Genomic DNA, 23,790 nt, shown 5'->3' on the forward strand with positions numbered 1-23,790 from the left:
ACTGGGAACCGTCGCGGATCGAGCGAACCGGAAGAAAACGTCTCCGCCGCTTGCGAAACGCGGAAGGAGGAAACCCGTCATGACGCAATTCCGCAGTATTTTCATCTCGGACATGCATCTCGGCTGTCGCTGGTGTCAGGCCAAACTTCTCGCATCCTTCCTCTCCTCCGTCGAATGTGAAAACCTCTTCCTGGTGGGCGACATCATCGACGGCTGGAAGCTCAAACGCCGGTCGAGCTGGCCTCAATCCCACAACAAGGTTCTCCGGAAGATCCTCAAGATGTCCAAGAAAACCAGGATCTGTTACATCCCCGGCAATCATGACGAATTCCTCGACGAATTCGACGGATACCATTTCGGCCACATCGAAATCGCGCGGAGCGCCAAACACGTCACCGCCGACGGCAGGCGTTTCCTCGTGATTCACGGGGACGAATTCGACCTGGTGGTGAAATACAAGCGCTGGCTCGCCGTGCTGGGTGATCTGGCCTACGAGATCTGCCTCCAGCTCAACAGTTGGCTCAACTCCCTGCGCTCCCTCCTCGGCCTGGGATACTGGTCCTTTTCCGAGTATCTCAAACACAAGGTCAAGGACGCGGTGAACTTCATCGGCGACTTCGAGAACGCCCTGCTCCACCGGGCACGGACCTCCGGCGTGGACGGGATCATCTGCGGCCATATCCACCGCCCCGCCATCCGCCAGGTGGAGAACATCACCTACGCCAACTGTGGCGACTGGGTCGAGAGCTGCTCCGCTCTGGTGGAACATCCGGACGGCACGCTGGAAATTCTTCGCTGGAAGGACATGGTCTCCCGAATCCCCTTCGTCACCACCGAGGGAGAGATGGTCTTCCGCGACCCCGATTCCGCGCCACGCCCCACACCGGATTCCACTCTTCCCGAGCCGGTGGCCTCGCCTCTCTGACGTTCTCTCTTCCGATCCGGGCCGAAACGGCCCGGATCGGTTCTTTTCACCCATCCACTCAGGAGGTGCGTTTCAGTGGGATACGAAAGAAATCTCGCCATCCAGCAGAAGCACCGGATTCAGCAGTCGGACCGCCGCATCCGCATGCTTGAGACGGAGGCGGAGACCCTCCGAGGAGCCCGAAAGATTCTCGAACGGTGGAATTCGAGCCTGGAGTGCTGGATGTGCGAAATCGACCGCATCACCACGGATCCGCGGGTGCGTCACATCACGCGGAGAGCGCTTTCGTTCCTGCGGGAGCCCGTTCCGGTCGGGGAAAACCTGGATCTGTACGAAAGCGCCCTTGATTTCATCAAATGGGAGCGCCGGAGCCGGACATCGGCCTTCGCCGAAGGCAAGGACACACCCCGCAAGCACCTCCGGAAAGAGACGAGGGATTCGGTAGTGTCCCGGGGCTGACCCGGGGAAGGGCAACGCGAAACACGCGCCGGAGTCCGTGCGGCGCCTTCGGGCGCTGCTCCGGCAGACAACCGGCGATCGCCTTTTCCGCAACAGCGCAAAGAGGCGAGGCTCCTCCTCCGAGGAATGCCTCGCCTCTCCAAAACGGAACCTGACGGACCGCCCCGGTCGGAAGAGCCTGCATCCTCCCCGGGGTACAGGTGAAGCGGCGCCTCACGCCTTCTTCCGGGGAACCCCCTTTGCGGGAAGGGCCGGGGCTCCCGTCGGCGCTGGAACGAGCCCCGCTTCCGCTCCGCCCACGCTGAACTGCGACAGAAGCTTCTGAATCCGCTCCGCACCGGTCGCGGTCTCCTGGGCCTCTCTGGCCACGTTCTCCGACGCCTTGGCGGTGCTCTCCGTGGCCTGCCGGATGTTTTCGATGGTGTCCACCACGGTGAGCGTTCCCTTGGTGACCTGGTCTATCCCCGAGGCCATCTCCTGGGCGGCGGCGGCCTGCTCCTGCGAGGCGGCGGCGATGTTCTGCATCACGTCGTTCACCCGGGCGATCTGGGCAAGAGACTCCTTCAGCTCCTTCTCCGCCTCCGCGGCAGCCGCCACGGTCTCTTTCATGATGGTTCCCGATTCGGTGGTGATGTCAAGGGACTGCTTCGTGTCCGCCTGGAGGGAGCCGATGAGGCTCTCCACCTGCTTGGCCGCCACGTTGGATTCCTCCGCGAGTTTCCGCACTTCCTCCGCCACCACCGCGAAGCCGCGTCCCGCCTCGCCCGCCCGGGCCGCCTCGATGGCGGCGTTCAGGGCCAGAAGGTTCGTCTGGTCCGCGATCTGTTTGATGGTGGTGACGAACTGGGTGATGGAACTCACCGACGCGGCCACGCGGTTGATGCTCTTGACGGAGTCCTCGGTCCTCGCGCCGACGGCCTGGATCTTCGCGATGACGCCCTCCACCCGGGCCACGGATTTCTCGCTCATTCCGGCGGTCACGGCGGTGGCCTCGGCACCTTCCGACGCGGACTGGGCCGCCGTGGTGGCCGACGAGGCCACTTCCTCGACCCCCGCGTTGGTCTGCTGGAGCGCCGCGGAGTTGCTCTCCGACAGGGAGGCCACGGTCTCGATGGCACCCTTCACCTCTTCCATGGACGCCACGGTCTCCTCCGACAGGGCCGCGAGGGATTCGGCGCGCTGGGCGGAGAGAACCGCCTCCTCCTGAAGCTCCAGTACCACCTGGCGCTGCCGGGCGATCATGGCGGCCAGTGCGTCCGCCATGGTGTTCATCTCGTCCCGGGTGTTCACGTGGAAGTCCTCCCGGGTGAAGGAGAGATCCCCGTCCCGTGCCCGCTCCGCCAGGGCCACCACGTTTTTGATGGGGCGGGAGATGGAATTGCCCAGCAGATAGGAGATGATAAAAAAGACCACCACGATGGCCCCCACGAGCCCCGCGAGGATTTTCGCCAGGGCATGCGCCGTGGCGTGGAGTTCCTCCACCGGCACGGCCACGCCCAGAGTCCACTTGGGGGCGTGCGGCACGGGGAGACTGAAAAGAGCGACCTCGCTTCCGTCGGGACGGGTGAAAACTCCTTGTGTCGCCTCGCCCGCCATGACCCGGCGGACGACGGTGTCAAGGTCCTTGAAACCCAGCGCCGCCGACTCCAGGACGTTGAGCTTCATCACCTGCTCCTTGTCCGGATGCGCCATGACGAGCCCGGTACTGTCCACGATCCAGCCGAACCCGCCATTGCCTATCGCAATGTCCTTCATCATTTCGCTCACCGCGTCGAGACGGAGCGAAGCTCCCAGCACACCCACAGGCTTCCCTGTGTAGTCCTTGATGGCGTGGGCGATGACGAAAATGGGCTGGTTGGTCGTGCGGGAGATCACGGGATCGGTGATGGCCATGTCCCGGGCGCCGCTCATGATCTCCTTGAAGTAGGGACGGTCGGCGAGGTTTGCCGACAGGCCCTCCACCGTGGTCGGGGCGTGTCCCGAGGCGTCCGCCACGAAATACATCTCGATGAACCGGGATTCCCGTTCCTGAAGCAGTCGCAAATCACCCTTCATGGCGTCCCAGCTCATGGTGTGGACGATATCCATCTCCGCGGCACCCCGCGTCACGTCGATCATCCGGAGGAGCCACTCCCCGAGCTGATCCGCCCTGGCACGGGCGATTCCCATGGCCATGTCGTCCGCGAGAGCCGTGACGGAACTGTTCACCTGCCGATAGAGAACCATCCCGAGAGCACCACAGAGCACCACCACGGCGGACACGAACCACACCAGTATCTTTCCCCGTATCGTCCTCATGAGCCACATCACTTCTCCCTTCCTCTGTTCCGGCGCGCTGCATCGACGTAAAACCTCTTGAAAAGAAATTCTAGGTCAAACACAACGAAAAGTCTATTGAGCATGGACTATGGCTCGGTTGTTATGTCTGCATCATGTCTTCCTGTTGAAACGCTTGCATTTTAATTTCATATATTTTCTCGGCGATCTTCTTCCGCCGGTTCTGAGCGCCCCCTTCCGAAAAAACATTTCCGCGGGCTCTCCAGGTTTCAGAGAAGAATGCTCAGACCGCATTCGAAGGAACGGTGCGTTCCGCATCGCACGGCGAGAGGAATCGCATACCGACGGACGCGTTTCACTCCTCTTCGGACGCACGCACAGACACACCCCACGACAGAAGCGGGGCGCCTCGAAAGAGGCGCTCCGCTTCTGTCGTGGATCCCGTTCCGTTCATGCGTTTCGATTGGTTCCCGGAGAGGATGTCCCCGGTTCGCCGACACCGCTACTTCTTCCGGATTCCTCTGCCCTGGGAGACCGCCGGACCCTGAGCCAGGGCGGGGATGAGATCCCCCGCCGCCGCGCCGACCCGGAATTGGGCCAGAAGTTCCTGGATTCGCTCCGCACCGGCGGAGGTGTCCTGAGCCTCTTTGGCCACGTTCTCCGACGCCGTGGCGGTATCCTCCGTCGCGGAATGGATGCCCGAAATGGTATCCACCACGGTGAGCGTTCCCTTTGTGACCTGGTCTATCCCCGAGGCCATCTCCTGGGCTGCGGCGGCCTGCTCCTGCGCCGCCGCGGCGATGTTCTGCATCACGTCGTTCACCCGGGCGATCTGGGCGAGAGCCTCCTTCAGTTCCTTCTGCGCCTCCGCGGCGGCGGCAACGGTCTCTTTCATGATGCTGCCCGATTCGACGGTGATGTCCAGGGACTGTTTCGTGTCCGCCTGGAGGGAGCTGATGAGGCTCTCCACCTGCTTGGCCGCCACGTTGGACTCCTCCGCGAGTTTCCGCACTTCCTCCGCCACCACCGCGAAGCCGCGTCCCGCCTCGCCCGCCCGGGCTGCCTCGATGGCGGCGTTCAGGGCCAGAAGGTTCGTCTGGTCCGCAATGGTCTTGATGGTGGTGACGAACTGGGTGATGGAACTCACCGACGCGGCCACGCGGTTGATGCTCTTGACGGATTCTTCCGACTTGGCTCCCACGGCCTGGATCTTTTCGATGACGCCCTCCACCCGGGCGACGGCCCGTTCGCTTCCCTCGGCGGTCACCGAGGCTGCTTCGGCACCCTCTGCAGCGGACTGGGCCGCCGTGGTGGCCGACGAGGCCACTTCCTCAACTCCCGCGTTGGTCTGCTGGAGCGCCGCGGAGTTGCTCTCCGACAGGGAGGCCACGGTCTCGATGGCGCCCTTCACCTCTTCCATGGACGCCACGGTCTCCTCCGACAGGGCCGCGAGGGATTCGGCGCGCTGGGCGGAGAGAACCGCCTCTTCCTGGAGTTCCACCACGACTTCCCGCTGCCGGGCGATCATGGCGGCCAGCGCGTCCGCCATGGTGTTCATCTCGTCCTTGGTGTTGACCTTGAACTCTTCCCGGGTGATGGTAAGATCCCCGTCCCGTGCCCGCTCCGCCAGGGCCACCACGTTCTTGATGGGACGGGAGATGGCGTTGCCCAGCAGGTAGGAGATGGCGATGAAGACCACCACGATGGCGCCCACGAGCCCCGCGAGAAGTTTTGCCAGGTGGTTTGCCGTGGCGTATACCTCCGCCTCGGGGACGGAGACCGCAAAGGACCATCCGGGCGTGTTGGGAACGGGAGCGCCGAAGACAAAGAAATTCACGCCGTCGGGGCGAATCATCTCTCCCCGGGCCACCTCACCGCGCACCATGCGCCGCGCCACCTCGTCGAGCTTCTTGAATCCGGCCTCCCCGGACTTGAGCGCGTTCAGCTTCATGACGAGATCCTTGTTCGGATGGGCGAGGATCAGCCCCGTGCCGTCGATGATCCAGCCGTAGCCGTTCTCCCCCATCTTGATGCTTCCCGCCATGTCGCTCGCCGTGGAGAGCAGCACCGTGGCCCCCAGCACGCCCACGGTCTTTCCCGATGCATCCTTCACGGCGTTGGCGATGACGAAGATCTGCTCTCCCGACACCCTCGAAACAAGCGGATCGGAGACCACCGAATCCTTGGCGCCGCTCATGATCTCCTTGAAGTAGGCCCGCTCGGACAGATCGACGGGCTCGCCTCCAGCAGTGGTGGGAGCCCTGCCCGTGGCGTCCGCCAGAAAGTACATCTCGATGTATCGGGCGTCGCGTTTCTGGAGCCGAATCAGATCTTCCTTCATGCCGTCCCAGTCCATGGCGCGGACGATGTTCCGATCCGCCACGGTCTTCGTCAGAACGGCGAGGCCGGAAATCCACTCCCCGAGCTGGTCCGCCCGGGCCTTCGCGATTTCCTCGGACATGTCCTCGGAAAGCGCACCCACACTGCTGTTCACCTGCTGGTAGAGTACAACACCAAGGGCACCGCAAAGCACAAGCACCGCAGACACAAACCACGCAAGAATCTTTCCCCGTATCGTTCTCATGACTCTCTCCTCTTTCGTACTCCCGGTCGACGAGTGCCTCGTCCGTGGCGTTTTCGCGCTCCGAGTTCCCGCTCTTGCTCCCGTCTCTTTCGGAGCTTTCCCTCCAGGAGAGAGGATTTTCTCTCCGAAAAATGCTCCTTGCGACGCACTCACAGCGGGATCGATTTGCCATACCACACAGAAAACAAGCCACTCTCAGAAAATCAAACCATTTTGGATGCAAAATTTTTCGCTCCGCCCTTGTGAGAACCATCATAGCGGGGACTCGAAGAAACATGCGTTAGGGAGCCGTGAGAGTTCACTGTCCGAAAAGAGCGTTTCAGGGAAGCGGGAAGTGGAAGGAAGACATGCCGGCGCCAGGCCGGCAAAGGACACGACCGAACGGCTGCGCGGAAGCGAGGAGAGACGAAAGGGGCTCCCGGTTTTCGGGAGCCCCTTGTTCTGTCCTGTGTGCGTCCTCGTGCGGAAACGGTCCCTCCCGTTCCTCGCCCCGGACCCGGCGGGATTTTCCTTCCCGCTCACCGTCCGCGGGGAAACGCATCAGCGCATGGAGGCGGCCTCGCGCTTCCAGCCGTAGAGGAAGAGAGGCAACGCCGTCAGAGGCAGAAGCGCCGTGACGAACATGGTGGTGCCGAGACCGAAGTGGTCCGCCACGGCGCCGAGCGGCGACGTGACGAGCCCTCCGAGCCCCCAGGAAATACCCATGACGAGAGAACTCGCCATCCCCCTGGCCTGGGGGGAGAACTCCTGAGCCATGGCGGCGGTGATGGGCATGGTGGTGTTGAGCAGGGCCAATCCCGCCATGTAGAGCACCACGGACACGGTTCCCTTTGTGAGAGCCGCCGCGGCGAGCACCCCCGGAGAAAGGAGCAGCGCCCAGGTGAGCACCCGCTTGCGCCCCACCAGATCCGCCAGCTTGCCCGCCACGAGGGAGGAAAGCGTTCCCGCGAGCGTCACCGCGAAGAGCACGCCGCCCACCCGGGCCAGGCTTCCCCCCTGCTCCGTCACGACGAGAGGAAGAAAGAAGCGCAGTCCCTGAAAGGTGGTGTCCACGATGAAGGTCACGATCCACACGAAGTAGATCTTCCGGAACACGCCCGCAAGGCTCTTCCAGAAACCGTTTCTTCGGGATGTCCCGCTTCGGGCCGGCGTTCCCTCTCCCGCAAGGGAGGGGATGTTGCGGTACACGAAAAACCCGAGGATGATCGGAGGAATGACCACGGCGAGAGGAAGCAGCCGAAGCCCCACGGTCTTCACAAGGCCGATGGCGTAGAGCGGACTCAGGGAAGAACCGAACATGCCCGCGGCGCTGAAGATGGCGATGGTGAACGCCAGTCGTCCCGGCGGCGAAAGATGTCCCATGGCGGCGTTGCCCTGGGGATGATAGGCGGAGCTGCCCAGCGCCCAAAGGGCGACGAGCACCAGGGCGATCGCGTAGGACGGCGCCAGCGGAAGAAAGGCGATGGCCAGGGCCGTCAGGATCGGGCCGAGGATGATGAACACCGGAGCGGGAGAAAGATCCGCCAGATGTCCCAGGAGAGGCTGGGCCGTCATGTTCACGAAACCGGACATGGAGTTCAGGAACCCCGCCTGGGCGAGAGACAGGCCGAGGCGCGGCACGATCTCGGGCAGAAAGGCGGGCAGGAAGGCGGAGTGGAGATCGTTCAGCAAGTGTCCGAGGGACACCAGGTTCGTCTTGTAGAGGACGCTTCGCTCCTCGCTCCCGTTTTGTCTGTCGGGGCGGAGGCTGCTCTTCACGGAGGAATTCGTTTCGACACGGGCATTCATGTTCCGGACGGTCTCCTTTTCTCCCGTTCCGACGGAAACGGCACGATCCGCCCACGGGTCTCGGGTCCGGAACAGTATACGACAAAGGGCGATCTCCCAAACCGACCAAAGGGGAAACCGCCCGTCAGACCACCGTTTTTCTCCGAAAAGAAGAAAGTTATTCCTCTTCGCCGCCGGCGAAGACGTACCCTCTTCGGGAAATGGTGAGAATCACCTCGGGCTGTTCCGGATCCGTCTCGATCTTGCTCCGGAGATTTCTTACGTGCCAGCGCACCAGCCCCGTATCGGTCGTTCCCTGGGGAAATCCCCACACCTGCTGGAGCAGTTCCTGGCTGGAAAGCACCTCTCCCGCGTGGGTCATGAGGTAGGCCAGAAGGTCGCACTCGGTCTTGGTGAGGCGGATCTCTTCACCCCGCACGAAGGCCCGCCGCGACTCCAGGTTCAGAGCGACATCGCCGAGATCGACCATCTTCGCCTTGCCGTTTCCTCCGGGAAAAGCCGCCGCCGTCTCGGAAACGGCACGCTTGCCGCGCCGCAGCAGCGTGGAGACCCGGGCCAGCAACTCCTGAAGGTAGAAGGGCTTCACGAGGTAATCGTCCGCGCCGTGCTCCAGCCCGAGAACCCGGTCCGACACGGAGGAACGGGCGGTGAGAAAGAGCACCGGCGTGTCCGCCGTGTCACTGTGACGGCGAAGTCTCTGAAGGACCTGAATGCCATCCATGCGAGGCATGACGATATCGAGGATGATCAGATCCGGTCGGTGTTCGAGCGCCGCGGCAAATCCCTCGCTCCCCCCCGAAGCGGTGACCACGTGATAGCCTCTTTCGACAAGCCCCTTGCGCACCACTTCCACCAGGTCGGGATCATCGTCCACGAGAAGAATCTTCTGTGCCACGAGTCATTCCCCCCCTCTCTCCCTTGTTCGAAGACACCGCAGCGGCGAAAGGCCACTTTCCCCGAGACGCGGTTTTCAGCCATGTATTCTTCGTGATTCTCATGGTAGGGGAGAAGGTCCTTTTTCTGCGTTAGGGTTTTGTGAGAGTTTGTGCCGACAGTTCGAAAAAAGGACACTTTGAACCGGTGGAGAGAAAGCCTTCCCCTCATCCCCTTACAATGAGGGGATGAGGGGAAGGCGAATCGTGACCGTGGTGCCTTTGCCGAGTTCGCTCGCGGCGGCGATGCTCCCCCCGTGCGCCACGAGGATGCTGTGGGTGACCGAGAGCCCGAGCCCCATGCCCGAGGCGGGATCCGTGGAAAAGAAGGGATCGAAGATGTGGGGAAGATCCTGGGGATCGATGCCGCACCCGTCGTCCTCGATGGTGACCACCGCCTCACCGCCGCTCTTCTTCCCCCGCACCCACAGATGCCCCAGCGGGCGCTCCATGCGGTTCACCGCCTTCACCGCGTTGAGCAGCACGTTCACGAAGACCTGGAGCAACTGCTGGGAATCCGCGGAAACCCGGATGTCCGTCTCGACCTGCATGTCCATCTCCACGTTCGCCACGCGCTTTCGGTCGGAACAGGCCAGCTTCCACGATTCGGCGAGACACGACGCCAGAAGGACGGGCTCCACGCGGATCTCCCTGCGGCGCGAGAAGGATTTGAGCCCGTCTACAATGCGCTCCAGCCGTTCCGTGAGGCGCACGATGGCATTCACGTAATCCAACCGCTCCTCCAGGAGTTCCGCCTTGTTCTTGCGCCGCGGCGTGGTCAGGTTCTCCCGGAGCAGTTCCGCGTTCATGCGGATGGATGCCACGGGGTTGTTGATCTCGTGAGTCACGCCCGCCACCATGGTGCCCATGGTGGCGAGACGGTTCGCCTGTAGCGCTTGATTCATCTCCCCGAGCTGCGTCAAGAGCCGCCCCGCCTTGGCGAGCTCCACCTCCGTTTGCTTCACCGCGGTGATGTCCACGTGAACGCCGCTCATGCGCAGAGGGCGCCCCGCCTCGTCCCGGGCGGTCACCTTCGCCCGGGAGAGAACCCATTTTTGCGCTCCGTTTTTGGCGCGAACCCGGACCTGCACTTCGAAGAAGGCGATCGTTCCCTCCAGGTTGGCCCGGATCGCGCTCTCCACCATGGGAATGTCGTCGGGATGAACATAGCTTCGCCAGGAGTTCAGGTCCGCTGCTTCGATCTCGCTCGGATCGTACCCCAAAAGTTCCGCACAGCGGGGGCTATGATAGACCGTTCCCGCCGGGATGTCCCAATCCCAGTACCCCTCGCCGCTTCCTTCGAGAACCAGGCGAAACCGCTCCTCGCTCACCTCCAGGGCGTGACGGGTCACCACCAGATCCGTCACGTCGTTGGCGAAGACCGCCACGCGGAACACGCGCTCGTTCCGGAAGATGGGAACGACGGTCATGTCGAAGAACGTGCCGTCCGCGGCACGGTCACGGAAGGACACCCTGCTTCTCGAAGCGACGGCCTCCTCGAATCTGGCGCGGCGAGAGGCCGCCAGTTCGGGCGGAAAGAGATCGAACACCACCGTACCAAGCAGCGCCTCCAAGCTCTTGCCGAACCGAACGCAGCAGAGACGGTTCGGAAAGAGAATCCGCCCCTCCGGATCGAGCAGGATCGTGTAGATCGTGGCGGCATCGAGAAGCGTTCCCAGAGACTCCGCCATCTCCGCGGTCTCCAGGAGGTGGATCAGAAAGTCCGCCGATTCCAGAAAGCGGCTGTTCCGGGGAAGCAGCATCCGGCGCACGGAGTCTTCCGCGGCGGGACAAGTGCAGTCCTCCTCCCGGGAAGATTCGCCGCAGGACGCACACGGAGAGGACGCAACCTCCTCCGCGCCGTGCACCGATTCTCCGTTCCGTTCCTCCGGCCCCTCCGGACCGGAAACGACCGGAGCCCGCCCGTCCTCCTCGACCTCGTGCACCTGAAACACCTCTCCTCCACCCCGTGGGCGATTTCGTCCGTTTTCCGGGATGCGGTCGGCACCCCCTCCCCGACGAAGACCGACGCACAGCCGCGCAAGTCCTTCCGGGCCGTTTCCTCCAAAAACGCCGCCGAGAAAGAGGCGAATGCGAATGTGGAACCGGCTCTGTGGAGGCGCGCTCCGGACGGTCTTTTGGAACGATTCTTGTCTCCACTATACGCTCCCCGAGGCGAAAGCGCAAAAACGGAACCGTCGACGGGAGCGTCCGCGGGGAATCCCCCGAGACGCACATCGCCGCGGGGAATCCCCCGCGGCGATGACTTCATGGCCTGTATTTTTTCCCGTTCCGGGACGGGCGAGATCTAAAATCCCTGCTCTTTGTAGTAGCGTTCCGCACCCGGGTGGAAGGGGAACTCGATCTTCTCCGAGGCCGTTTTGAGCTCCAGCGCTTCGAGGGCCTTTACGGCCGCGGCCATCTCGTCCCGGTGCTCGAAGAGAAGTTTCGTCATGGTGTAGACCGTTTCCTCGGGAAGGTCCACCCGCACGACCATGGAGGTCATGGCCCCCACGGTGGGAATGTCCGTCGTGGCGCTCTTGTAGCTTCCTTTGGGGATGAGATACGCCTGGGTGCCGAAACGATCCCACATCTTCTTCAGAATCTCGTTTTCGAAAGGAAGAAGCACCACGTCGATCCGGCTCTCAAGATCCATGATGGCACTGAGGGGCAGCCCCGAGGAGACCACGTAGGCGTCCACGTGGCCGTCCGCCATCTGGTTGACGCCGTCCGCATAGGAGCTGTAGTTCACCTGTCCGCCCCAGGCGGTGAAATCCTCCTCGGTGACACCGTAGGCGTCCATGATCTGGCGCACCAGAAATTCCGTGATGTTTCCCCGAGCAAGCGTGGCATAGCGGAAGGGAAGCTTCTTGTTGAAGAGATCACCCACGGTGGTGATGCCGTTCTTGTCGGCGAAGTCCTTGCGAATCACGAAATAGACGTACTGGGGATAGAGATGAGCCAGCAAACGGACGTTCTCGAGACTCTGCCCCTTGAACGGTCCCTCGGGGTCGACGGACATGCCCGGATAGAGCACGGTGAAGGCCACGTCCACCTTCCCCTGGCTCATGTTGACCAGGTTCGGAATGGACCCCCCCGTGGTGACCGACACGGGAATGCCGTTCTTGCCGAACTCTTCACCCATGACGCCCCCCATGGCGTTCCAGATGCCCCCCGACGCGGCCGTGGCAAAACGGAGCGGTGCGTCCGCACACGCCATCGACGCACTCAGGAGCGCCACCATCAGAGCCACCGCACAGCAAAGATTCCGACGCATTCCCGTTCTTCTTCCAATCACATGAAGCCCCCCCTTCGTTTTTCCCCTCCGCATCGCCCGAACCCCCCGGACGCTGCACGATCTCTTCAGAGGAGAAACCACTCCCTCACTCGATGAAACAGGTTGTTAACAGAAGTCATTATACCCGCCCCACCGCTGCGAGCAAGATGCAAAACTCATGCATCATTTTCGTCATACTCCCCCAGAGCGATCACGGGATCGGAATCGGGCTCTCCGGAACGCCCGCTCCCGGGAGCGGCACCGTACGCTGGACGAATCTTTTAGGGAACCTCTGAATAAGGCTGCGTCAGCCCCGCAGGGCGCCTCGCAGAGCCTGATGCGACCCGAGTTCAAGGGCAAGCGAAAGATCTTTATTCAGAGCTTCCTTAGAACAGTTCTTTTCTCCACGCGACACTTCCGAGGACAAAACACCACACAACGGAGGCCGTTGTGGAAAATTTGTAAGATTTTTGTTTCGAAAGCTCTTCTGGATCACCTTGGTATTCCAGAAGGAACTGTGGTACAATTCCTCCGTTGTTTCGGTTTTTCCCTTTTCCTGCGATGAAAAACACCGCTACTCCGCTTTTTCTTCTGACACGGCTCCACCGTCAGATATCAAGGAGATCCGTCTCGTCTTTTCATCGCCCAGGCTTTGTCGTTTTTCTGCACTTCTTGACCATAAAACTATTCTTTCGTACTATGCATACCGTCATCCCTACGGCATTTCACATCCGAAAGGAGGAGTCGGCATCATGAGAAAGTTTCTGGTAGCAGCACTTGCGGTCATTCTTGTTCTCGGTACGCTCGGCACGGGATTCGCGGCGAAGGAGGGGTGGCCCGATCAGCTCCGGTTCATGGCGGGGCCTCCCGGAGGCAACTGGTTCGCCATGGGCGGAGCCATGGCGGATCTGTGGACGAAGGAAGTCCTCCAGACCACCAGCAGCACCGGCGGCGGCGTGGCGAACATCGTGAACGTGAACGCCGCGAAGGCGGACATGGGGCTCTCCGTGACCTCCATGATGGGCGCAGCGGCAAAGGGAGAGGATCCCTACAAAGAGGTCCTCGGCAACGCGGGGCTCTTCGCGAACCTCTACCGGCAGTACACCTACTTCATCATGCGCAAGGACTACGCGGAAAAGAACGGCATCAAGACGCTGGGCGACGTCATGGAGAAGAAGCTCCCCATCCGCTTCGCCACCCTGAAACCCGGCACGGCCTCGGAATTCGTCATCAAGTCCATTCTCCAGAAGGGATACGGCGTCTCCTGGGAGGACATCAAGAAGTGGGGCGGCTCCGTGGAGTTCAGCAACTACGATGACGGCGGCAATCTCCTCGCCGACAACCATCTGGACTGCTTCGCCTTCGCCGTGGGGCGGGCCGCGTCGGTGGTCATGAAGATCGAGAGCCAGACGGAGGTGGTACTCCTTCCCGTGGACGAATCGGCCCGGAAGGCCATGGCGGACGCCTACGGCACCACCACCTTCGACATCGAGCCCGGCATCTACAAGAGCGTCACCGAGCCCGTTCCCGTCGTGGGAGACTACACCTGCGTCGTCATCCGCCAGGACCTCCCGGAGGACCTCGTCTACGAGCTGGCGAAATCCCTCTGGGGCGGAAAGGCCACCATCGCCTCGGCCATCAAGGACCTGGAGGAGCTGGATCCCAAAGAGGCCATTTCCGTGGGCGTCCCCGCTCATCCCGGCGCGGTGAAGTTCTGGAAGGAAGCCGCGGGCAACTAGGACATCGGGCACCGGGGCAGCAAGAGACGAACAGGGCGGGAAGAATTCCCGCAGATGTTTCCCCGGGAATTTCGAAGGCACCGCCCCTCCGGGCGGAGGAGCAGCGTCGGGCGGGCGGCCTCGAAGGGCATCCCGCCCTGTTCATCTTCCGATCCGGTTTCCATTCCACGAGCGGGATCTCCCGCACCCGCGGAACAGGCTCACCGAAACGGGTGACGAAAAGAGAAGGAGGACTCGGCCACATGCGGGAACTTACGGGCAGGACCAAGCAGTTCATCTACGTCTATGTGATTCTCATGGGATGCTTCCATCTCTACACGGCCATCTTCGGCTCCTACGAGGCCTATCTCCAGCGGGCGATCCATCTCTCCTGGGTGCTGCCCCTCGGCTTTCTCCTCTATCCGGCCACGAAATCCGCTCCCAAGGACAGCATCCCTCTCTACGACTGGATTCTGGCCGCCCTCTCCGCCGTTCCTGGGCTGTACGTGATGCAAAACTACAGCAACATCGCCATGCGCATCGTCCAGGTGGACCCGGTGACGACGGTGCAGATCGCCCTGGCCTTTCTCCTCACGGTACTCCTCCTGGAGGGTACGCGGCGAGTGGTGGGCTTTCCTCTGGCGCTCATCGCGGCGTTCTTCGCGGGATACATGTACTTCGGCCACCTGCTGCCGGGAATCATGAAGGGACTCTCCTTCACCATCCCCGAGGTGGCGGAGCAGCTCTTCCTCACCGACGAGGGCATCTACGCCATTCCCCTCGGCGTCTCCGCCACCTTCGTCATGGTCTTCCTCATCTTCGGCGGCTTTCTCGAAAAAAGCGGCATCGGGGCCTACTTCATGGAGTTCGCCCAGGCCTTCGCGGGCACCACACCGGGCGGCCCGGCGAAGATCGCCGTGGTGAGTTCCTGTCTCTTCGGCTCCATCTCGGGCTCCGCCGTGGCGAACGTGTACGGCACGGGGACCTTTACGATTCCCCTGATGAAACGCCTGGGGTACGCCCCCTACTTCGCGGGGGCCGTGGAGGCCGTGGCGAGTTCGGGAGGACAGATCATGCCGCCCATCATGGGAGCCGGAGCCTTCATCATGGCCTCCCTCCTGGGAATCCAGTACGGCAGAATCGTCATCGCCGCCATCGTGCCCGCGCTGCTGTACTACGCGGCGGTGTTTCTCATGGTGCACCTCCGGGCCCTCAAACGGGGGCTCAAGGGACTTTCACCGGAGGAACTTCCCTCCAAGCGGGGCGTGGTGAAACGCCTCTACAACCTGATTCCCATCGTAGGACTCGTGTGGATGCTCATGACGGGGTACTCGCCCATGCTCTCGGCGGTGCTCGGCATCGGCATGGCCTGGCTCGTCTCCCTTCCGAGCAGGGAGCACCGCATGGGGCCGAAGGCGATCCTCGACGCCATCTACGCCGGAGCGAAGAACATTCCCGTGGTGGGCATCGCCTGCGCCTCCGCGGGCATCATCGTGGGCTCCGTGGCACTCACGGGCTTCGGCTTCAAATTCGTGGGGTTCATCTTCTCCTTCGCGGGAAACATTCCCTTCCTGGCACTGCTCCTCATCATGCTCATCTCCCTCGTCCTCGGAATGGGGCTCCCCACCACGGGCGCCTACATTCTCGCGGCGGCCCTGGGCGTTCCCGCGCTGGTGAAGATGGGGTTTTCCCCCCTGAGCGCCCACATGTTCGTCTTCTACTTCGCCATCGTCTCGGCCATCACGCCCCCTGTGGCGCTCGCGGCCTACGCGGCCAGCTCCATCGCCGGGGCAAGCCCGAACCAGACGGGTTTCCAGGCCATGCGCCTGGGCATTCTGGCCTTCATCGTCCCCTTCGCCTTCTGCTACGACCCATCGCTGCTCCTGCAGGGAACGGCCCTGCAGAACCTCGCCGCCGTGGCGGGAGGCGCCACAGCGGCCCTGGCGATGGGCTTCGCCATGGAGGGCTATCTGGCGGGACTGCTCTCCCTGTGGCAGCGAGGGATCTTTCTCCTTGCGGGACTGGCCTGCCTCACGCCGCTGTACACCCTCAAGGGGGCGGGCATCGCCCTGACCATCGCAGGTATGGCGCTCTTCTGGGGAAAGGGACCGAAGCAAACACCCCGGACACCCGCACAAGCGGCGTAACCCGAAGGAAACCGACACAGCGCAACCGCGACACGGACACGAACCTCCCGAAAAGAACGCGACAACACCGACAGCACTCCGGTCCGACCGGCGACACGAAAAAGGGCGAGAGAGGCCGCAATGTGCGGCCTCTCTCGCCCTTTTGGAAAGTCCTCTGAAAACGTCCTCGCCGGATTCGCCCGCTTGAAAACGGCTCACAGGAATTCCGCGGCGGCTTTCACAAGGATTCCTCGGGTCTCTTCCTGTTTTCCGTCACAGCTTTTCTCTAGGCAAGAGTCCTTCCTTGCATCCTCTTCTCATGATGACTTTTACACACTCTTGAGCGCATACTCCGCCGCAACTCCCTCACGTGCCTCTTCATCATGCGTGCATACGTGAGAGCGGCTACATGGTTGCATGAGGGCTGGTGTTGCGCGACGGAGGCCCCCCGCACCTCTTTCTTTACCGGCTGACCTCCAGGCGCACCTGCACGGCCGTGTCGGGGAAATCCGTGAAGAAACCGTCCACGCCGAGAGCGATCCACTTGCGGTATTCCTCCCGGGGATCGCCGTTGTATTCCGCCGCGAGATACTTGGCCTCGTTGCGCATGGTGTAGATGTGCACCGCAAGCCCTGCCGCGTGGGCATCCTGCAACAGGTTCGTCTCGGGCTGAAGCTTGTTGTCCTTGTCCCTGGCGAGGATGAGTTCTTTCCACGGTCCGATGCCGTAGGCGTAGGTGGCGATCTCCTTCAGCATCTCCGGCGTGGCCATGTTCCGGTAGGTGGTGGTACCTCCCTTGGCGAGCACGCATCCGGGTTTCATGTCGTACTCGTCGAAGAGCTGGATGAGGCGGATGTTCGTCTTTCCCTTCAGTTCCTTCAGGTTATCGATCTCGAAGGACTGGATGAACACGGGAGCGTCGGCCCGGTCGTAACCGTTCTGCTTCAGGACCGCCAGAAGGGGCTCTTCAAGGGAGAGACCGATGGCATCATGGTAGGAGGGATGTTTGGTCTCGGGATAGATGCCGATGACCCGCCCCTTCTCCTTTTCCTTGGCTTTGACGAGGCTGATCATCTCCTGGAAGGTGGGAATCTCGTAGAGCCCGTCCTTGGAGTGATCCCGAAAATCCGTCCGCTCCTTCACCCGCAGGGTCTTGATCTCCGCAAGGGTGAAATCCTCGGCGAACCATCCCTCTTCCTCCACGCCGTCGATGACGACCTTTTTCTTTCTGTCGGGGAATTTCTTCGCCGCGTCCGTGGTGGCGCCGATTTCGCACTCATGACGGCAGATGAGCACTCCGTCTTTGGTGGAGACAAGGTCGGGTTCCACATAGTCCGCGCCCATCTCGATCGCCAGTTCGTAGGACCTGAGGGTGTGCTCCGGCACGTAGCCGCAGGCCCCCCGGTGGCCGATCACCAGGAAACGCTTCCCCATCTCCTCCGCGGCGGCCATTCCCGCCAGGAGACACACCACCAGCAGAGCCAGGAACATGTTCCGCTTCATCATCTCTCCTCCTCGTTCTCCGGGACACGAGTCCCCATGCGTCTTCCCCCACATCCGGAGGAAGCGGAGACAGCATAGGGATTTCCCGTTTCAGCGCAATGGAGAAACGATGACTCTTTTCTTGCAGCGCAGGCACATTTCTTCTCCGGAAACGTCAGGAAAGCGTTACGCCTCCGGAACAGTAGCTTCGGAAAAGCACGGCTTCAGGCGTTTCCGTTCTCCCGCGCTCCGCCCTGTCCGTCGAGCCAGGCGAGAAAGGCATCGGCGGAAAAGGCTGTCATCCCCGCCTCGAAGAGCAGGTCCGCCATGGAAAAGGCGGGATCCAGCGGCGGCTGCGGCAGAGAGGGGATGGCCACGCAACGCATGCCCGCCCGGACCGCCGCTTCCACGCCGTACTTGGCGTCCTCCATCACCACGAGGGAATCCGGAGGAAGCGCAAGGCGTCGCGCCGCCTCCAGAAAGATGTCCGGCGCGGGTTTGCCCCGGGGCACCTCCTCGGCGGAGAGCCGAAGGGGGAAATGGGCGTCGATGCCCGCCACGGCAAGGACTTCGTCGATGACGGACGGGGACGACCCGGAGGCGATGGCCAGGGCGAGCCCTCGCTCCTCCAGAAGGGGGAGCAGGCGCCGCATCTCGGGAAAGGCAGGGGTGTTCCGCCGGGCCAGATCCAGGTAGATGGCGTTCTTTTTCTCCAGAAGCACCTCCGGTCCGTCGGGAAGGTTGTAGTCCCGGTGGAGTTCCTCCATCATCAGGAAGTTGCTGTACCCCACGTACTTCTTCTTCATGTCCGGATGAAAGGCGACGCCGTACTCCTCCAGCAGGATTCGGTCCGCCTCGAAATAGTTGTCCTCGCTGTCCACGAGGGTGCCGTCCAGGTCGAAGATCACCCCCGCAAGAGGAGGCGCGGCGAAGGGACGAATCCGGCGGCAGAACTCGATGCGGTTTCCCTCGGGATCCGTGAGAGTGAACTCCCGGAAGCCGTCCCCGGTGTTCCGGGGGGGCGTCAGGTTCGGAGCGCCCAGGGCGCGCAGGCGCTCGTATTCGCCCTCCACCGAATCCACCTCAAGGGAGAGATGCCCTTCTCCGGCGACGGCTCCGTCCGAAACAGCGGGAATCTTTTCGGGATCCGCCGTCGAGAGCAGCTCCACCACCGCGTCCCCGCGGCGCAGAAAGACCGTCCGAAGTCCCGGCGTATTCCGGCTCGAATACCGGTACTCCGTCGCAAAATCCAGCATGGTCCGGTAGAACAGTTCCTGGGCGTAGAGGTCGCGCACGACCAGGCCCACATGATGCATTCGCATGGCCTCAATCCTTTCATTGTGAAGGGGAGAGGGCATTGCGCCCGCTCCCCTTCGAGATCGCTCCGTCAGTGACGGGTCTTGTCGGGGTAGGGGGGGCGCACCGGACGCACCGGCGGATTCGCCTCAAGCTGTTCCAGAACGATGCGGATGGCCGCATCGAGCTGGGGATCCCCTCCGTCGAGCACCGCCCGAGGATCCTGCTCCACCTCAACGTCGGGGGCGATGCCCACGTTCTCCGCCACCCAGCCTTCATCGCTCCAGATGCCGAGGGAGGGCGCGGTGACCCATCCGCCGTCCATCAGGGGTGGATAGGAAGAGATGCCCACGAGACCGCCCCAGGTGCGCTTTCCCACCAACGTGCCGAGGCCGAGCCTGCGAAAGGCCCAGGGAAGCATGTCCCCTCCCGATCCGGCGCACTCGTCGATGAGCATGACCTTCGGGCCGGGCACGAAGGTCCCCGGTGCGGTATAGTCCATGCCGGGGCGCAGGGCCACCCCGGCGGTGAAGTTCCGGCGCAGCACGTCCAGCACGTAGTCCGCGAACTGGCCGCCTCCGTTGCTCCGCACGTCCAGGATCACCCCGTCCCGGGGCGCCTGGGCGAAGAAGTAGCGCTTGAAGAACTCCTGCCCCGCTCCGGCGGTGTTGGGAAGATACACGTACCCCACCCGTCCGTTCGTGGCGGCCTCGACTCTGCGGACGTTTCCCTCCACCCAGGAGCGGAGGCGCAGCGCCCGGTCCGAGGCGACGGGGACCACCGTCACGGTGCGGGGTTTCGTTCCTTCCGGGTCCTCCGCCACAACCAGCTCCGTCGCCCGCTCCGCAGTCTGTTCGAAGAAGGCGTACACGTTGTCCGAGCCTCGCACCTCCCGGCCGTTGACCCGGAGGAGGTAGTCCCCCTCCTTCACGTCCACTCCGGGTTCCGCGAGGGGTGCACGCAGGTCGGGGTTCCAGTTCAGTCCGCCGTAGATCCGGGCAAAGCGGTACCGCCCGTTCTCCACGGCGAAGTCCGCGCCGAGCACCCCCGGTTTCGCCGACTCCCCGTCCTCGGGGATATCGCCGCCGAAGATGTAGAGATGCCCCACCCGCAGCTCCGAGAGCATCCAGGCGAGAAGACGGTTCAGGTCGTTCCGGCAGGCCAGGTGAGGCAGGAAGGGAGCGTACTTGGCCCGCACGGCCTCCCAGTCCTGGCCGTGCATGCCGGGATCGTAGAAATAGTCGCGGTTGATCCGCCAGGCCTCGGTGAACATCTGGGCCCACTCCGCCCGGGGCTCAACGGGAACGCGAACGCCCTCCAGGGGAAGCGGCTTGCCGTCCCCCCGCCCTCCCGAGGCGGACAGAATGCTCCACCCCGCCTCTCCGGCGACGAGCATACGCTTGCCGTCCGCGGAAATCCGGTATCCCCTCAGGGAGGGAAGCACGCCCGTCTCCTCCCGCTCCTTCAGGTCGAAGGAGAAGAGGGCCGTGCGGAATCCCGTCTCGGAGGGAACGGTACGGGTGTAGAAGATCTTCCCCGGCCCGCCCGCCTGAAGATCGTCCAGCGCCCCCGGCGGAACGGGGAGGGGCAGGATGCGGCCCGCCAGTCCGTCCACATCCACGGAGATGGGAGGAACGGAGGGCTTGTCCTTCCGCGCCGCCTTGTCCGCGCTTTCGGGAACGTCGGCGCTCGCCGCCGGAAGATCCGGAGAAAGAGGAGCGTCCGTCGAAACGGGGAGGGCCTCTCCGAAGGGGCCGGCGCCGGAAGCGTTTTCGCCGCCGGGAAGCGGCGTTCCTCCGTCGCCGTTCTCTTTTCCGCCCTCCTCCTTTGCCTCGTCCTTTTTGTCGCCGTCCTCTCCCTTGCCCGCCTTCTCCGCCTCGTCTCCTCCGTCGTCGCCCGGGTCCTCACCTTTTTTCTCCGGCGCTCCGCCGGAGAAGGCGGCTTCCTCGTCGCTCTCGGGGGCCAGCGGCGAAGGCGTTTCCGCGGCGAGCACCGCCGCGTAGACCGCCCGGGTCACGTTCATGTCCCGGGTGGACATGTCGAGGCCGAACTTGGCAGGCCCCGCGTCGGTGGAGCCGAAGAAATAAAGGTACTTGCCGCTCCGGTCGAAGACGGGACAGGACACGTCCCCGGCGCCGTCGGTGATCCGGAAGGAACGGTCCTGTTCCAGCGAGTAGAGATGGAGCTGCTCCAGGCCGCTCTTCTCGTTCAGCGTGTAGGCGATCCACCGGGAATCCGGGGACCATTCGGGGGTGCGTCGCTTGCCCATGCCGAAGAGAGGTTCCGCGGCGATCTTCTTCGCCCTGGGAGGATCGGGGAGAAACGCGAGATCCGACGAGAGCGGGTCCGCACTCGCCGCGGCGGCGCAGAGCGAGGACAGGTCGATCCAGTAGAGATTCCAGTCGTTGTCGCGGTAGGCGAGTTTCGTGCCGTCGGGGGACCAGGAGGGGGACTCGTAGAAACCGCGCCCGTCGAGGGGAACGGACCAGACGGGTCCTTTGCCGTCCTGCCGCCGCAGCAGCAGGGAATACTCTCCGGTGAGGTCCGCGAACCAGGTCACGAAACGCCCGTCGGGAGACCAGAGGGGCCACCGATCGTGCACTCCCGGCGACGCGGAGAGATTCCGAGGCTCCCCCTTCTCGGCGGGAACGGTGACGATGTCCCCCCGGAGGGCGAAGAGCGCCCGGGCTCCCGACGGAGAGATGGCCGCTCCCTGGATGAAATCGGCCCCCTTCGCGTAGCGCTCCCGGGTCTCCGGAAGATCCGCGGGAACGGAGAGCGGCAGAGGAAGCGTCGCGCCTCCGGAGAGGTCGTAGCAGTGGAGCAGCCCCGCCTGTTCGTAGACGAGACGCTCCTCCGTGCCGGAAAAGGAGAGCACGGGAAAGTCGTCGTGCCGAGTGAGCTGGCGCAGGTCCTTCGTGGCGGGATCGTAGGAGTAGAGGTTGAATTCCCCTCTCCGGTCGGAGCGGAAGTAGATGCGTCCCCCGATCCACCGGGGGTCAGCGTCGTTGCACCCGCCCTCGGGCTTGGGCACCGCCACCGCCTCGCCGGAGGCCATGTTGTAGAGCATCAGGGTGGAGATCATGCCGCCGCGGTAGTCCTTCCAGACGAGAAAGGCCGGGGGAAGGGGGTTGTAGGCGATTCTCGTCCCTCCCGGTTCCAGGGAAGCCCGGAACGCCTGGGGAAGGGGCATGCGCCGGGGAAAACCGCCCTCCACGGGAACCGCATAGAGCTGATATTCCCGGTTGAAACGGCTCTCCCGATTCGTGACGAAGAGCACCGTGCGTCCGTCGGCGGAAAACTGCTGCACCAGATCGACCGCACCGTGCCAGGTGATGCGGCGCAGGGCTCCGCCTTCCGCGGGAAGAACGTACACGTCGATGTTGCCGTTCCGCTCCAGGCTCACCGCGAGAAGGCGTCCGTCGGGCGAAAAAACCGGAGCCCCCACCACGCGCCCCTCGGCGGTGAGACGCCGGGGGAAGGGAAGCGCCCCGGAGGTGCCGAAGGGTGCCCCCGGAGGCAACTCCACGCCCCAGAGATCCTCCCCGTAGACGAAAGCGAGCCGGTTGCCCGAAAGGGCCGGTGCGGTAAGCATCCGGGTCGCGCCGGCGGGGCCGGGAAGCGACGTCGAAAGCGCTCCTCCTCCCGCAGGCAGCAACGCGCCGGAGCGCCCGGTTTTTCCGGAGGGGGAATCTCCTGAAACCGGCGCGCTCGAAACGACATCCCCGGAGGTGTCTTCCAGAGAGGACGCCTCGGAAACACACTCCAAGGAGGCGATTCCGCCCAGGAAAAGCCAAAGCAGCGCAATGCCGACGAGAAGAGCGCTTCGTTCCCGCAGCCGTCGCATCCAGACTCTCTTCGTCATGGTTTCAACTCCCTTCGGCATCTCAAAATCTCAAAAAAGCGGAGAACATCTGCACGGATGTCTCCTCACGACCGATCACGCACACCCCACGGAACGCTCCCGCCGGGACGCGACACGAGAATGCTTCGACCCTCTTCGAAAACAACTTTAGGGAAGCTCTGAAGAAAGATCTTTGGCTTTTCCTTGACTCGGGTCGCGTCAAGCTCTGCGAGGCGCCCTGCGGGGCTGACGTAGCCTTATTCAGAGACTCCTTAGGAAATGCGCGTCACCAGGGTTCCCACACCCTCGACGGTGACGGCGATCTCGTCGCCCCGCTGAAGGGGACCCACTCCGCTGGGCGTCCCCGTGAGGACCACGTCGCCGGGATAGAGAGTCATGAAAGAGGAGATGTAGCTCAGAATGCGCGCCACGGGAAAGATCATCAGGGACGTGCGGGAATCCTGGGCGACCCGGCCGCTCACCACCGTGCGGATGCCCACGTCCCGGGGATCGAGATCCGTCTCGATCCAGGGGCCGAGGGGGCAGAACTTGTCCGCCGACTTGGCCCGGATCCACTGCAGATCGTTCCGCTGGCACTCCCGGGCGGTGAGATCGATGCCGATGGTGTAGCCCAGCACACACCGGAGCACTTCGTCCTCGGACACGTTCTTGAGCACGCACCCCACCACCGCCGCCAGCTCTCCCTCGTAATGGAACTCCTTGGTGAAGGGCGGATAGGGGATGCTCTCGCCGGGATCCGCAAGCGCGTTGGGCGCCTTGAGGAAGAGCCCCGGCTCCTTGGGAAGGTTCTCCGCGTCGTTCTCCATCTCCTTGATGTGATCCACGTAGTTCCGCCCCACGCAGACGATCTTCGTGGGATTCGCCGGAGCCTTCAGAACCACCTTGTCCAGGGCGTAAGTGTTCCCCGTGCGCTCGCCGCCGGGACCGTTGGTGACGATGATGCGCTCTTCCTCCAAAATGCCCCACAGGGCAGCACTGCCGGGGGGGTGAACTTGACGAGTTTCATGGTATCGAACGACCTCCTTCGTTTTCGTTGCCTGCTGTCGTCTGCGCGCTCCCGA

14 protein-coding genes are annotated in these 23,790 nt (G+C 63.1%); 4 read left to right on the plus strand and 10 right to left on the minus strand.

Features of this window, described 5'->3' with window-relative positions:
- Positions 1-79 precede the first annotated feature (79 nt).
- Positions 80-925, plus strand: coding sequence for a UDP-2,3-diacylglucosamine diphosphatase (locus K349_RS0101015; protein ID WP_026368048.1), 846 nt, complete (start codon positions 80-82; stop codon positions 923-925).
- Between the two features lie 75 nt (positions 926-1,000).
- Entirely contained in the window at positions 1,001-1,384 is a 384-nt protein-coding gene (locus K349_RS0101020) for a hypothetical protein (protein WP_026368049.1), read from the plus strand.
- A gap of 213 nt (positions 1,385-1,597) precedes the next feature.
- Here K349_RS0101020 and K349_RS0101025 read toward each other — a convergent pair whose 3' ends face one another.
- The 6 genes from K349_RS0101025 to K349_RS0101070 form a co-directional block, all read right to left on the minus strand.
- Complete coding sequence (locus tag K349_RS0101025; protein WP_026368050.1) at positions 1,598-3,691, minus strand: methyl-accepting chemotaxis protein; 2,094 nt, start codon at positions 3,689-3,691, stop codon at positions 1,598-1,600.
- A 472-nt stretch (positions 3,692-4,163) separates the two neighbouring features.
- Complete coding sequence (locus K349_RS0101040) at positions 4,164-6,245, minus strand: methyl-accepting chemotaxis protein (RefSeq protein WP_026368052.1); 2,082 nt, start codon at positions 6,243-6,245, stop codon at positions 4,164-4,166.
- Positions 6,246-6,785: 540 nt separating this feature from the next.
- Positions 6,786-8,033, minus strand: coding sequence for an MFS transporter (locus tag K349_RS0101050; RefSeq protein ID WP_026368054.1), 1,248 nt, complete (start codon positions 8,031-8,033; stop codon positions 6,786-6,788).
- A gap of 157 nt (positions 8,034-8,190) precedes the next feature.
- Positions 8,191-8,928, minus strand: coding sequence for a response regulator transcription factor (locus K349_RS0101055; protein WP_026368055.1), 738 nt, complete (start codon positions 8,926-8,928; stop codon positions 8,191-8,193).
- Positions 8,929-9,141: 213 nt separating this feature from the next.
- Positions 9,142-10,911: a PAS domain-containing sensor histidine kinase gene (locus K349_RS0101060; protein ID WP_026368056.1), complete on the minus strand. Its 1,770-nt coding sequence runs from the start codon at positions 10,909-10,911 to the stop codon at positions 9,142-9,144.
- A 362-nt stretch (positions 10,912-11,273) separates the two neighbouring features.
- Positions 11,274-12,263 (minus strand): TAXI family TRAP transporter solute-binding subunit, encoded by a 990-nt coding sequence (locus K349_RS0101070; protein ID WP_169731280.1) that lies wholly within the window; start codon positions 12,261-12,263, stop codon positions 11,274-11,276.
- A 731-nt stretch (positions 12,264-12,994) separates the two neighbouring features.
- On the opposite strand from K349_RS0101070, the gene K349_RS0101080 reads away from it, so the two are divergent.
- Both K349_RS0101080 and K349_RS0101090 read left to right on the plus strand, forming a co-directional pair.
- Positions 12,995-13,981: a TAXI family TRAP transporter solute-binding subunit gene (locus tag K349_RS0101080; RefSeq protein WP_026368060.1), complete on the plus strand. Its 987-nt coding sequence runs from the start codon at positions 12,995-12,997 to the stop codon at positions 13,979-13,981.
- 242 nt (positions 13,982-14,223) lie between these two features.
- Complete coding sequence (locus K349_RS0101090) at positions 14,224-16,107, plus strand: TRAP transporter permease (protein ID WP_026368061.1); 1,884 nt, start codon at positions 14,224-14,226, stop codon at positions 16,105-16,107.
- Positions 16,108-16,548: 441 nt separating this feature from the next.
- Here K349_RS0101090 and K349_RS0101095 read toward each other — a convergent pair whose 3' ends face one another.
- The 4 genes from K349_RS0101095 to K349_RS0101115 all read right to left on the minus strand — a co-directional run bounded on the left by K349_RS0101095 (position 16,549) and on the right by K349_RS0101115 (position 23,685).
- A complete protein-coding gene (locus tag K349_RS0101095; protein WP_211240304.1) occupies positions 16,549-17,589 on the minus strand; it encodes a glycerophosphodiester phosphodiesterase in 1,041 nt (346 codons plus the stop codon).
- 203 nt (positions 17,590-17,792) lie between these two features.
- Positions 17,793-18,890, minus strand: coding sequence for an HAD-IA family hydrolase (locus tag K349_RS18395; protein ID WP_169731281.1), 1,098 nt, complete (start codon positions 18,888-18,890; stop codon positions 17,793-17,795).
- Between the two features lie 65 nt (positions 18,891-18,955).
- Positions 18,956-22,729 (minus strand): S41 family peptidase, encoded by a 3,774-nt coding sequence (locus K349_RS0101105; RefSeq protein WP_169731282.1) that lies wholly within the window; start codon positions 22,727-22,729, stop codon positions 18,956-18,958.
- Between the two features lie 251 nt (positions 22,730-22,980).
- A complete protein-coding gene (locus K349_RS0101115; protein ID WP_245587983.1) occupies positions 22,981-23,685 on the minus strand; it encodes a fumarylacetoacetate hydrolase family protein in 705 nt (234 codons plus the stop codon).
- Positions 23,686-23,790 lie beyond the last annotated feature (105 nt).

This window comes from Aminiphilus circumscriptus DSM 16581 (genome assembly GCF_000526375.1).
In the GTDB taxonomy this organism is placed as follows: domain Bacteria; phylum Synergistota; class Synergistia; order Synergistales; family Aminiphilaceae; genus Aminiphilus; species Aminiphilus circumscriptus.

What these genes read in the sequence shown, in the direction of transcription:
- K349_RS0101015 (WP_026368048.1), top strand. Translation starts at nt 80, where the DNA reads ATGACGCAATTCCGCAGTATTTTCATCTCGGACATGCATCTCGGCTGT.
- K349_RS0101025 (WP_026368050.1), bottom strand. Translation starts at nt 3,691, where the DNA reads ATGTGGCTCATGAGGACGATACGGGGAAAGATACTGGTGTGGTTCGTG.
- K349_RS0101040 (WP_026368052.1), bottom strand. Translation starts at nt 6,245, where the DNA reads ATGAGAACGATACGGGGAAAGATTCTTGCGTGGTTTGTGTCTGCGGTG.
- K349_RS0101050 (WP_026368054.1), bottom strand. Translation starts at nt 8,033, where the DNA reads ATGAATGCCCGTGTCGAAACGAATTCCTCCGTGAAGAGCAGCCTCCGC.
- K349_RS0101080 (WP_026368060.1), top strand. Translation starts at nt 12,995, where the DNA reads ATGAGAAAGTTTCTGGTAGCAGCACTTGCGGTCATTCTTGTTCTCGGT.
- K349_RS0101090 (WP_026368061.1), top strand. Translation starts at nt 14,224, where the DNA reads ATGCGGGAACTTACGGGCAGGACCAAGCAGTTCATCTACGTCTATGTG.
- K349_RS0101095 (WP_211240304.1), bottom strand. Translation starts at nt 17,589, where the DNA reads ATGAAGCGGAACATGTTCCTGGCTCTGCTGGTGGTGTGTCTCCTGGCG.
- K349_RS18395 (WP_169731281.1), bottom strand. Translation starts at nt 18,890, where the DNA reads ATGCGAATGCATCATGTGGGCCTGGTCGTGCGCGACCTCTACGCCCAG.
- K349_RS0101105 (WP_169731282.1), bottom strand. Translation starts at nt 22,729, where the DNA reads ATGACGAAGAGAGTCTGGATGCGACGGCTGCGGGAACGAAGCGCTCTT.